A 12,878-nucleotide genomic window follows, 5' to 3' on the forward strand; every position below is an offset into this window, starting at 1 on the left:
TGTGTTCAGCGGACGCTTACGAAAATTCACCTTATTTGTAACTATCAATAAGGCTTTATCGATCTAATTTCATTTAATGATTTTGAAAATTAATTTATAAAACAGCAATTTTTCAAGTGAAGTTTCTTTAACCAGAACCGTGTTTAATATGTGATTACTTCAAAGTAAATTAATGATCTATATGAGAATTATTAATTTTTTTAAAATGGTATAACCTTAATAAAATAAGAGCCCACTTAAAGTGAGCTCTTAATTCATACATTTAGAAACGCCAGTTGTAGAATAAGTCGATCGCTCTTTCTAAAGACTGACTTGCTTCTAAATATAAACGGCGATTCATTTGATAACGTAAGGTAAGTTTATTGACTGGCGTAAATACACCAACACCATAACGAATAAATAAGTCAGGTGTGATATATCCAGTTAAGCTTACCTGAGTATCATCCCCTGTACCTTGGGCATCTAATGCAAGTCCACTTAAGCCAAAAGTACGACCAATTTGATTCGTTAAAGCGCGAGTACCACCTAAGCCCATACTAATACCAGCAGCGGCAATAGTATTGTTTACATCAGATTTAAAACCTTCCGAATTACTTAAACCGCTTGAACCTTCATTAATACGACCCGTTACCAATGCATTCAAGGCTTCTTGTTCAGACAAACCAGCATCATTATAAACTTGAATACTTGGTGATGATGCAGTACCTGTAACACGCACACCAACCATACTGCCCTGAACATTTTTATTCGCATCAATATCTAAAGTCGGGTTTGACAGTGGCCCATTGAAACGAGCAATTGCACGATTTAAATCTAAGCTTTGACCATATGCTTCAATTTTCACTTTTTGACTTACACCAATAGCACCCATCGCGCGCATTGCAGTTTCATAACCACGTTGAGTCAAGTTCAAACGACCAACTAAAGGAATATTACTGTTAAAGCCTTGGAAGATTACTTGGTTACCAATATTCACCGAAATATCAGCACGAATATCCCAAGGTTTAGCTGCACGTAAAATTGCAAGTGGGTCTTGGCCCTGACGGACGATACGCACATCTGAAGATGTATTAATGACAGGTGCCGTTGTTTCAGGCATTGAAATACGTGCACGAGGAACATCTACAGACCCTTTCAAACTTAAACGTTTATCGAAAGGATACATATCAAGTGTCAAATTCGGATTTGCAATTGCTGTAATTAATGGTGCTTGGCGTACCAGTAAGTTATCACCTTTTAAGTTCAACTGTAGACGCGGTGAATCTTTCCAGTCGAAACTGCCTTTAAGTAAACCTACCCCTTGTCCACTGTTAAATGCACCATCAATTGTTGCCATATCCTGACGAATAGATGAATACACTTGTACGTTGGTTAAGTTCACTGGCAGGGAAATCATACTGATCGCCCCGTTTTTCAATCGCATTTCACCCGTAAACTGCGGTTGGGTTAAAGTACCATTTACTTTACCAGCTAAAGCTAACGTACCACTCATTGAGCGTACATCTTGAATAAATGGTTTCAAAACTTTTAATTGCACATCATTAAAGGCCACCTCACCACGCATTGGCATAGAGGGTTGGTATGGATTAATAATGACATTTGCATAGCCAGTACCAATATCAGGTGTTTTCACGTCAACGCGTAACAATAGACCATCTGAAATGCTTTTCGCAATTACACTGAGTTCATCATAAGTCAATGTGGTTGGCGGATCCTGAGGATCTTCCGCAGCTAAGCCTAATTCACCTTTTCGAGTCACTAAACGTGCATCAAGTTTAGGATGTCCACCATTTACCCAAGAAGCTTTCGCATAACCATTGAGTTGACCTGTCATTGCCAACCCTTCTGGCATGAAAGCAGCAAAATCACCTAAATCCAGATTTTGAGTAACAAATGAAATATTACCCTGTGCTTTACTTACACGTACAGGTTGATCAAGACATAACTGACTATTTTTACTCTGCCAACAATGTTGCCCAACAAACAATTCAGAACGTGCTGATGAGAAAATAATAGGTGCATTTTGATTTTGTGCTAAACGAATTCTTCGCGAATCAAAACTTCCTTTTTGAATTTGGCCTAACCAATCATTATTTTGGTTAAAACCACCTGCCAACTGAACATAGAATTTAGAAACATTATTGTTTGCCTGCACTTTTAATAAATGCGCTTTCCGTGTTCCTGTTAAATTAACTTCAGCAGACTGAATTAGACGGCTACCACTACGTAAATTATCTAACTTAGCTGTGAGCTGGGTTGGTGTTGTTTCAGATGTTGGTAGTTCACCCTGTATACGCAGTTTTTTAATGCTCACTAAATTAGTATACGCAAAGTTATCAACTGCAATATTCGCGGTAGCTTTTAGGCGAGGTTGAGATTGGACACTCAAATCCCCATAGGCACGTCCACTCAAGCCAGGATACAACTCATAAAGTGCAGGAGCATTGAGCTTAATTTTTAAATTTTGCGCATTACCTGTTGCTTGTAACTGGTTTTGTGCATAAACCAAAAATAGATTATTCGCTTCAAATTGTTGAGGTAAGAATCCCTTTTGGTTCGAATCCATAAGTATAGATAAATTACCTTTACCTCTCACAGGTTTGTTATTCAAAAATCCTGCAAGATTCAACTGTTGAATATCAATACGCTTTAACTTATCAGACCAAACGCCTTGCGTTTTTACATTTCCTGAAATTTCGCCTTTTACACTTGAAGCAAAATATTGAGGTTTAAAACGTACAAGCGAGCTATTGATATCCCAAGCAATACGATCTTTCAAGTTTACTGAGCCAGTCGCATAGATTTTTCCAGCAACACCATCATGTTGTAACTGGTTAATTCGAATAAACTCTGGAGTACCCGCAATAGAAAACTTTAATAATCCATTCGCCTGATTAAGTGCTTTCAAAGATCCATCATAATTAACTGCAAAACCTTTAAACCCACCACCTGCTTTAACATCATTAAATAATAAAGCAGCTGTACTTTTCCCTGCTAGCGCAACCGTTTCTTGGCTTGCTTGAGCCAATTGACCTTTTAAATCGATTTTTTCAAGTTGAATAATTTGTTGATTTGGCTTTGCAAAACCACTTGCTTTGATTGATCCATTGAGTAGGTTAACAGGTGCTGCTGTATGAATACTCTGCGGATTAAAGTCTTTTGCATTTAATAAGGCATTCCAAGCCAGCTGACGTTTTTCAGTAGGCAATAAAACTTTAGCTTGACCTGTAAGGCTACCTTTTTGAGCAGCAAAACTAAAACTAGGAACATTGAGAATATTATCTTTAACATTCAACGTTGCGAGATATTGTCCTGCTGGTAATAGAGTCTGTTCATGCTGATATACTTTGGTTGCGACTTTAATATCTTGCTGACCATCTCGCAAAGTCAGATCAACTTGTCCACTATCACTGCTTAACCAACCTATATATGGCATAGCACGGTCTATTTTTGACCAAGCCACATTCATAAACATTGGTTGAGGTTTTTTATTCTTTTCAGGTGCTTGGTTTAATTTAAGTTTCCAAGATTCATAACGGTCGAAGTCTACATTCGCTAATACTTCAGTGCCTTTTTCTAAAGAACCAGTGGAAGAAACTGCTGCATCTAAACTTGGTGGTAAGAAGTCCTGAACGACTTGAGGAATCGCTTTATCTTTAGGATTAACATGATCTAAACGACCTTTTATGTCCCAAGTAACATGGTCTTTCCAGCTCACTAACCCTTTAAGGTTAATTGCACCTTTCATGACTTGGCCATTAAAGTCAGTAATATTCAACTGATGTACTAAATCAGTATTCATTAAGGCGTTGTATTGGCCTTCAGGTAAGTTCGCACCTTTTAAATCTGTATCAAGTGCTAAGTTAAGCTTTTGAACATTACCCTCAAATTTAATAACACCATTTTTAGCAAATAATTTTTGATCAACTAGTAAAGGCAAGTGATAATTTTTAAGTGACAAAGCCCCTTGCATTGGAACTTCATGACGAACTGGATGTAAAACAACCCAGCCTGTTAAGAGGTCTGGTGTTGTCGTTGCTACGCCAGCTTGTAATGTATCTAAACTTCCTCGGGCTGCAACTTTTATATTTTGAATATTTAAGCTTTTTAAAGAAGGAATTCTTAAATCTGCTGTCGCATTAAGCGGATATTTCCCACTAAAGTCCATGTTTCCTGTTGCGTTATGTACAGAAAGATAACCCATATCCATGCTTGAGTTTTCAAACTTCAGCTTTGTCTCTGACCACAGCGCATCATTTAAGTGGACATCATGAAAATTTACAACAGAACCCGAATTTTTAATTTCTAAATGATCAACATCTGCCTTATCTATACGTAAAACAAATGGCAGTTTTATAGGTTTAAATCCAAATGGTTTATCTGACGGCGGCGCTTTATTAATAATGATTAAGTTGCGTACATCTGCGTTGCTTAAATGGACTTCTTTTTCTAATAGTAAAGAACGCCATCCTAAGCGAACATCAGCTCTATCTAAAGTAACATCGACTTCTGCCAACTGAACAATAATATTTTTAAGGATAATTCCCCTAAGTAAATTACCCCCTTCATACTCATATTTAATGACTTGTTGAGCTTGTAAAACACGGTCTAATAAAAAACGGCTTCCACGGTCAGTCGACATCATAATAATGATGGAAGCAACAAGTAATAAAAGTATGATTAATATTGTCAGCAAGAAGCTACGCAAAATACGTCGCTTCTTAGGAGAGCTTGGTGCCGAAGTGGGCTGCTGTTCTACTTCCGCCATAAAATAAACCTAATAAAATTTTATTTTTAAAGTTGTGGACCAATAAAGAAATGCAAACGAATTGGATGATTTTCATCAGAAATACCCGAAGCTACATCCAAACGAATTGGGCCAATAGGTGACTTCCAACGAATACCAACACCAACGCTATAAGCTGTCGGGTTACTAAAATTCTTATCGTAAGCATTACCAAAATCAGAAAAAATTGCTGCTCGCCAACCTTCTTTGAATTGATAGTTGTATTCCAGAGAGCCTACCGCTAGAGCTTGTCCACCAATTTTATATCCATCTACTTCCGGAGAAAGACTTTTGTAGTCAAACCCACGAATTGTTTGGTCACCACCTGTAAAGAATCTTAAATTGTAGGGAACTCTATCAAACTCATCGGTAAAAATATAACTAAGATCTGATCGGCCCACAAACTGATGGTCATCATTCTCACCTAAAGAATAAATAAATCTCCAACCAGCTGTTGCAATTGCCATATTGGCATCGGAAAGTAAACTGCTACTTCCTAGTTCTAACTTATAACTTTGTTTAAATGCTTTAGTTGGGTTTAAACGTGTATTACTTGAAGTTTTGGAAGTTTCATAACCAAACAATAACGCTTCTTGCTCTGAAGCGGCAGTTTTAAAAGCATCGGGTAACTCAGAAATATCGACATTTCCTTTTTGAGTTAAACGATCCAGACGATAACGAACTCCAATGGTATGTTGCCAATCACCTAACGGTTTTTTAATAACGCGCTCTCCACCAAACACGGCAGATTCGGTTAATAAACTGACATCAGGCCCAATATTATCTCTAGTCTCACGTTCATAACCACCCACAATGTTAAAGTAGTCATTTAATGGGTGTTTATAAGGAATACTATAACGGCCATCTATGGACTGACGAATTTGAGAAAGCTCAAAGTTCGCGTCAAATGAATGACCATATTCGTTCACAATTGAGCGACGATATTGACTACGTAAGCGAGCTCCCGTATCGGTACCATAACCCACACCAGTTTCCAGACTATTTAATCTGTCTGCATTTAGAGTCACAATTACCGGAATTCTTTTTTCTTCACGTGCTTTAGCTTGTAAACGGTCTTGTTCCGATTCTTGCTCTTCATGATCTGCTGCAGTTTTTAAAGCAGCTGGAGCTGCAGCTAATTGTGCATTTTCAGTCCCAGCAAATTGTTTTTCGTCTACAACATTTTGACTAACCTCTTTAGTAGGTGAGGCTAATTGACGTGCTTTAGCAAGTTGTTGTTGCTCTGGAGAAAGCAGTTTTGATTCATCAATCGTGACATTTTGCTGATCGACCAGTGCTTGTAAATCTGGAGGTAACTCAAGCGGCTTTTCAATTGGATCAGGTTTAATTGAATCGACCAAAGTATAGTTAAAATACCGCGAGTTAGTCAGGTTATTAGCTAAAGCATTTACACGCCAAAATGTATAGTCATCGCCCTCTTTCCAAGGCGCCATACTTTCCAAAATATTTAATTTGATAGGTAATGGTTTTGAAGGATCGCTCATACGAAACTCAACCTTACCAAGCTTGTATCGCTCACCCGTTTCATATTTGAGATTAATATCTGCTTTGTTTTCAGGTTGGCTGACTTTTACATCGTGTAACCGCCAGAATGCATCAAAGTATCCATTATTTGATGCAGCATCTACAATTCGGCTTTTAGTTGTTTCATACAGACCATGGTTAAAAATATCACCTACATCTTGGTCTGGAACTAAACGAATAACTTGGAACTGTGGTTGTTTTGCACCTGCTCCACTAAATTCAATATTTTGTTCATTAATTCGAACAGGTTCATTTGGTGTGACTTTTACGCGTACTCGACTTGCACTTAATTTTTCAAAACGAAATTCGGCATTGTAATAACCTACAGCTTGTGCGGCTTGGCTACTTAAACTTCTAAGCTGTGGTAACGCAGAATTAAAATCTTCAAATGATTCTTGGGTAAATGTAGATAACTTACCTTTGATATTTTTAGCAAGATCATCCGGTGCACCACTAACCTCCGCAGTGATACGTGGAATTTGTTCCATCGGAGTCACACGCGGCGGACGAATTTTATTGATAATACGTTTAAAGAAACCTTTCTCTTCAGGTGGTTCTTCTGTAGCGGCTGTAAGTTCTGGTAAAGTTTTTCCCGTTTCATTTGCTTCGACTACAATCTTACTATCCGATTGAATCTCACTCATGAGTTGGTCAATATTTACAGGTGCTTGAGTAATTTCATGTAATTCTGCTTGAGATGCATCATTGACCACCATTTCTGGATGTTTTTGAGTTCCATTTTGGAAGTTTTGCGCTTCAGTTTTTGCCTCTTCTGCAACCCGATAAATTTCATTTGCCATACTCTGATCAACAGGCATAACAGGTAAATCATCAAGGTTATCCAGCGTAATTGGCTTAAACTCTTCAATCTGATTTGGAAATTGTTCTTGTTGTTGCAATATAGCCAAGCTATCTTGTTGCTGCTGTGCTTGAGTTACAAGCGTCGCAACATCCGTAATTGGAACATCATTTTGGTTATTTGTACTCGTTTGTTGTAGTGATAAATCAGCTACCGTCTGTTGGGCTGCTGGTGTTACTGTTTCTGCCGAACTTTCGGCATAACAAGGAGTAACACATAAACTTAACAATAAGCTGCTACAAATAAGTTTAGGTATACTCTGCATTTTTAAGATTAAATGCATAGAGTGAGAAAGAGTTGACTGTTTAAACTTAATTTTAGAAGGCATGGAAAACTCTAAACTTATTTTTTAATAAACGCACCAATATGAGGATAAAACTCACTCGAAACCATTGATTTTTCATTTAATCAAGCGTTAAAAATATCATACATGGTTTTCGATGCAAATTAACACTCGGTCACATTTTTTAATAAAACTCAATGAAGCTTGCACATGATGAAACAAGATGAATCCCTGATGACATCACGTCGGTTTGTACCGATGTTTTTTACACAGTTTTTTGGCGCATTAAATGACAATGTTTTTAAGCAAGCTTTATTGTTAGTCATTACGTATGGTTGGATTCAACAACAATCTGCCCCAGTAAGTACACTCAATAATTTAGCAGCATTATTGTTTATATTGCCATATTTCTTTTTTTCAGCAACTGCTGGACAAATTGCAGACAAATACGAACGATCACAACTTGTACGCGGCATAAAAATCTTAGAAATTATTATTATGCTCATTGGTTCTGCTGGTTTTTTATTGGGGCATTTATGGTTGCTGCTCTTAGCCTTATTTTTAATGGGTACACATTCAACTTTCTTTGGCCCAATTAAATATGCCATTTTGCCTGAAATTTTAAAACCAAACGAACTCATGTCGGGTAATGCCTTATTTCAATCCGGTACATCGATGGCGATCTTGTTCGGCATGATTTTAGGTGGTGCCGTAATCGCATCATCAGAAGGCAATTTACTGTGGATTAGTGTGACTGTAGTCGCTATTGCTTGTATAGGCTATGTGTTTAGTCGCTTCATTCTACCTCAAAAAGTTGCTGCGCCAGATTTAGATATAGACTGGAACTTTATTCGGACAAGCTTCCAAACCATTACATATGCCAAAAGTTTACCGTTAGTGTTCACCATTTTATTAGGTAACTCGTGGTACTGGTTTTATGGAGCAACTTATTTAACGCAAATTCCGCAGCTGACTCAGCAAAATCTTCATGCATCAGAAAATGTAGTTAGCCTGTTACTTACCTTCTTCTCGGTTGGAATTGGTGTTGGTTCATTACTTTGCCGTAAAATTGGTGGTTCGGAAATTAATATTAAAATGGTGCCAATCGGTGCAATTGGCCTTACTGTTTTTGCACTTTACCTTGCAGCCAGTCTAGCTTTTGTACCTGAAAGAACTGGAGCATTACTGACCTTAAAAGATATTTTCACTCAAGGTTGGGTTTACTACCACGTCATGATTGCTGTTACTTTATTGGGTATTAGTGGTGGTTTTTATATTGTTCCTTTATATGCCATGATGCAGGCTTACTCGCCACGCTCACATCGTGCCCGTGTTGTTGCAGCGAATAATATTTTAAATGCTGTATTCATGGTTTCTTCTGCAATTTTCTCAATCTTGATCTTAAGTGTTTTAAAAATTGATATTAAAATACTATTTATTATTACAGCTGTACTTAGTGCAATCTTTAGTATCTGGCTTCTCGCCCGACTAAAACCAATCCTTGCCACAGCACATCTTTCTTTGGAGGACTAATTTATGCGCCACTACACAGGAATTGATCAACTTATTAACTCCTTTGATCAGGCATTACGTAGTCTTGTCCCAGGTGCAACAGCAGCACAGCGCCAAAATCCGGCTGAAACAGCTGAAACAAAACTTGGAGTAGAAGATGCTCGCCATGTTGCGGGCTTAATGCGTGTTAACCATAGTGGTGAAGTATGTGCTCAAGCGCTTTATCATGGACAAGCATTAACGGCGAAATTGCCAAATGTGCGCCGCGAAATGCAACAGGCAGCGATTGAAGAACAAGATCATTTAGCTTGGTGCGAAGAGCGTTTAAAAGAGTTGAATAGCCATACAAGTTTATTAAACCCTATCTGGTACGGGTTGTCATATGGTATGGGTGCTCTTGCAGGTATTGCTGGTGATAAATATAGCTTAGGCTTTGTTGCTGAAACTGAGCGTCAGGTAAGCATGCATTTGCAAGACCATTTAAACCAATTACCTGCTCAAGATGAACGCTCTCGTAAAATTTTAGAGCAAATGAATGAAGATGAATTACATCATCGTCATACAGCGCTCGAAGCAGGTGGTGTTGAATTACCTTATGCGGTAAAAATCAGTATGACCGCTATTTCAAAGTTAATGACAAAAACCAGTTATTACCTTTAAAAAAATAAAGGATTGATCTTGACCAGATCAATCCTTTTCTCAAATATTATTTTAATCCGTGATCATATTTGAAACGTTCAATGTCTCGAATTGAGTTCCAATAGTTACGATTAATACGGTCACGATCAATTTGTAGTTCTCTTAAAAGCTTACGATAACGTTCACGTTCTTCTGGCTTTAATTTTTCGTTATAAGCACTGTCAGAATACTGCTTAAACTTTTCATCATAACGGTCGTATTCATTTTTTGCATTGTAGTAATCTGAGGCAGCTCGATAATAAGGTCTTAAACGATTACGCTGCTCGATTGGGCATACATTAATATTACCGTTCCCCTCTAAAGCGTTATAAAAAATGTTTGATGGCTGGCAATAATACCCTAGACCTTCTTTGTAGCCACGTTCATATGACTTTTGATCTGGAACAATATTAGCTTTTCCACATGCTTTGTAATATTGATCTAAGCGCGGTGAAGAACCTTTTGCTCCATCTTTCTCACCCACTAATGACCAATTTGCAGTCTTACATTCTTCTACGCTCATTGCAGCACAACCTGAAAGGCTGATTGCTAAAATGGCTAAACCGATATTTTTCATATTAAGAGAACTCAAAAATAAAATTTAAAAAAACGCAAAAAATAAAATTCCATTACATACCTATATAAGTCCTACTTTATTCGAGACTTATACATAAATGTTTAACTGGATAAGCATTTTAAGTTTAAATCAGTTTCACCATCTGACCAAATGATAGAGTTCAATTTCTAACTACATTTAACTTTAAAAAGTGAAACCCATAGAAGTTTTATATCTCTCCGACTATTCATATACGCTAATTTTACTTTAAAAATCCATTATCAAAACAAACTCCAATACATTGATTATAAATATAAAAAATTAAATTTTTCATAAAATATTCTTCAACCATCTTTACTCTTTTTTTACGCGATTTCCTTAAAAGGCTCAGGTAGGATTTGAGTTAAATAACCACCAAGGTTTTTTATAATGAGTACGCTTATTTACCCCAATTTAAACTTAAAAGATTCTCACTTTAAGGCATTTAAAATATCAGATGATCTTATTCCACAAACGAAAATCGATACCTTTAACTCAGAACTTTTTTTAAAAGAAGTTGATGAATATTTAAGTTTATATCCTCAGACTCAACACATTGATATTTGTCTACACGATTTAAACGGGCATATTCGTGGTAAACGGATTGATGTTAAGAGTCTAAAAAATCTATCGAATGGATGTTATTTTCCACTTTCTGTTTATGCCATGAGTCTTGATGGTAAAGTGATTGAAGAGACAGGCTTAGGAAAATATATTGGTGAACCAGATAGACTTTGTCTACCCATTTTAGGCAGTTTACAACCTAGTGCTTTATCTCCTGAATTAAATGCTCAGCTTTACCTATCCATGCAAGAAGAAGATGGTACAGACTGCCGTTATGAACCACGCAATATATTAAAAAAAATATTAAATCAGTTACACGATCATAATTATTTTCCTGTCATGGCTGCCGAGCTAGAGTTTTATCTTTTCTCACCTCAGCATCAGGCTGACACATGTATAGAAAACCAATGCTTTGATATAGATGCACCAAATAACTATCAACAAGTCCTAGATGAAGTTGAAAAAGCCGCCCTACTGCAATCTATTGAAATTACCGCGATTGTTGCGGAGTCATCACCTGGACAATATGAACTAAATCTTCAACACAGCCATGACATTTTAAAGCTATGCGATCAAATTAATGCCTTAAAAAGAATTGTAAAGCAAGTTGCAAGAAAGCATGACTTAACCGCTTGTTTCATGGCGAAACCGAACTTGGCAAAAGCTGGTAGTGGCATGCATTTTCATATGAGCATGCTCAATCAATACCATGAAAATATATTTAGCTCAGAAGAAGAAAAAGATGAGCTGGCAGCCAAATTACTCAGTGCGATTAGCGGACTCATTGAGTTAATGCCTGCATCTATGGCGATTTTAGCACCTAATATTAATTCTTATAGACGTTTTAAAATTGGTCATCATGTGCCATTAGAAGCCAATTGGGATACCAATAACCGTAATGTCGCAATCCGAATTCCATGCTCAGATGTGCAAAATCAACGTTTAGAATATCGTGTTGCCGGAGCTGACTGTAACCCCTATCTCGTTACAGCGACTATTTTAACAGGTGTATCTTATGGCTTATCTCATAAGTTACCGCTGCCAAAACCTGCACATCTTTTGAAGTTTCAAGATGAGCACATTTTATTAGCTAACAATCAACCAGAAGCCTTAAAAATATTTAAAGGAAGTCTTATTTTAAAAGGATATTTAGGAGCTGACTTTGTCGAACATTGGTACACGGTTAAGCAGGCTGAATATCAAAATATTTACAGCCAAATGACTGAAGCAGAACAACATTGGGATATTTAAATAAAAAAAGCAAAAAAAACTATAAACCACTTTGCAAACCCTTAGGGAGAAATACCCTAAGGTTTTTTTATATCTAAATTAATGATTTTTCTGTTTAGCTAAAAAGCGTAATCCCACACCAGGTTCAGTAGCAATATAGCGTGGCTGAATCGCGTTATCTCCTAGTTTACTGCGCAACTTGCCTACTAAAATACGTAAATAATGCGTATCTTCCTGATGGGTTGGGCCCCATAGTTCTTTTAAGAGTTGTGGCTGTGTTAAAAGCTGACCTTGATAGCGCATTAATAGCGTTAAAAGTTGAAATTCTTTTCGAGTTAAAGTAATTGGTTGCTGCTCGACCCAAACCAAACGTTGTGTGACATCGACTTTGAGATAACCATCGTCATAAATATGCGCTTCTTGCTGGATTGGTTGATTTCTTAATATGACACGAATGCGCGCCAAAAGCTCTTGCACACTAAAAGGCTTGGTCATGTAATCATTTGCACCAGCATCGAGCAAAGCAACTTTTTCGTATTCATCAGCGCGTACAGATAACACAATAACCGGCACATTTGACCAGCTACGTAACTCTTGAAGCACTTCTTTCCCATCTAAATCGGGTAAGCCCAAATCTAGAATAACCAAATCAGCCCCTTGTGTTGCTAAAGCTTCTAGACCTTTATAACCCGTTTCACAGAGCGTGGTTTTATATTTTTGAGTTCTTAAAGCAATGTCTAAAAATTTACGAATTTGAGGCTCATCATCAATAATCACAATGCGTGTTTCTACAGGTGAGGTTTCGGAACTTATCATGAATTTACAA

Annotated in this window: 6 protein-coding genes and 1 pseudogene; 3 read left to right on the forward strand and 4 right to left on the reverse strand. The window is 37.2% G+C overall.

The genetic code is table 11. From position 1 onward, the window contains the following. Positions 1 to 262 precede the first annotated feature (262 nt). The gene (locus AC056_RS04680) at positions 263 to 4,768 is read right to left on the reverse strand and encodes a translocation/assembly module TamB domain-containing protein (protein ID WP_077162872.1); all 4,506 of its coding nucleotides are present in this window, start codon (positions 4,766 to 4,768) and stop codon (positions 263 to 265) included. Positions 4,769 to 4,794: 26 nt separating this feature from the next. Continuing rightward, positions 4,795 to 7,248, reverse strand: a pseudogene (locus tag AC056_RS04685) (autotransporter assembly complex protein TamA); the annotation flags it as partial. 435 nt (positions 7,249 to 7,683) lie between these two features. Here AC056_RS04685 and AC056_RS04690 point away from each other — a divergent pair. Together AC056_RS04690 and coq7 are read left to right on the forward strand one after the other, a co-directional pair. After that, positions 7,684 to 9,006, forward strand: a complete 1,323-nt coding sequence (locus AC056_RS04690; RefSeq protein WP_077162873.1) for an MFS transporter — start codon at positions 7,684 to 7,686, stop codon at positions 9,004 to 9,006. A gap of 3 nt (positions 9,007 to 9,009) precedes the next feature. After that, positions 9,010 to 9,645: a 2-polyprenyl-3-methyl-6-methoxy-1,4-benzoquinone monooxygenase gene (gene coq7, locus AC056_RS04695; RefSeq protein ID WP_077162874.1), complete on the forward strand. Its 636-nt coding sequence runs from the start codon at positions 9,010 to 9,012 to the stop codon at positions 9,643 to 9,645. Positions 9,646 to 9,691: 46 nt separating this feature from the next. Here coq7 and AC056_RS04700 read toward each other — a convergent pair whose 3' ends face one another. Further along, on the reverse strand, positions 9,692 to 10,240 hold the full coding sequence (locus tag AC056_RS04700) for a DUF2799 domain-containing protein (protein WP_077162875.1): 549 nt from the start codon (positions 10,238 to 10,240) through the stop codon (positions 9,692 to 9,694). Positions 10,241 to 10,648: 408 nt separating this feature from the next. On the opposite strand from AC056_RS04700, the gene AC056_RS04705 reads away from it, so the two are divergent. After that, on the forward strand, positions 10,649 to 12,073 hold the full coding sequence (locus AC056_RS04705; RefSeq protein WP_077162876.1) for a glutamine synthetase family protein: 1,425 nt from the start codon (positions 10,649 to 10,651) through the stop codon (positions 12,071 to 12,073). Between the two features lie 78 nt (positions 12,074 to 12,151). On the opposite strand, the gene AC056_RS04710 is transcribed toward AC056_RS04705, so the two are convergent. Continuing rightward, positions 12,152 to 12,868, reverse strand: a complete 717-nt coding sequence (locus tag AC056_RS04710; protein WP_004886519.1) for a response regulator — start codon at positions 12,866 to 12,868, stop codon at positions 12,152 to 12,154. Between the last annotated feature and the right edge of the window lie 10 nt (positions 12,869 to 12,878).

This window comes from Acinetobacter genomosp. 33YU (assembly GCF_001990725.1).
Lineage (GTDB): Bacteria > Pseudomonadota > Gammaproteobacteria > Pseudomonadales > Moraxellaceae > Acinetobacter > Acinetobacter seifertii.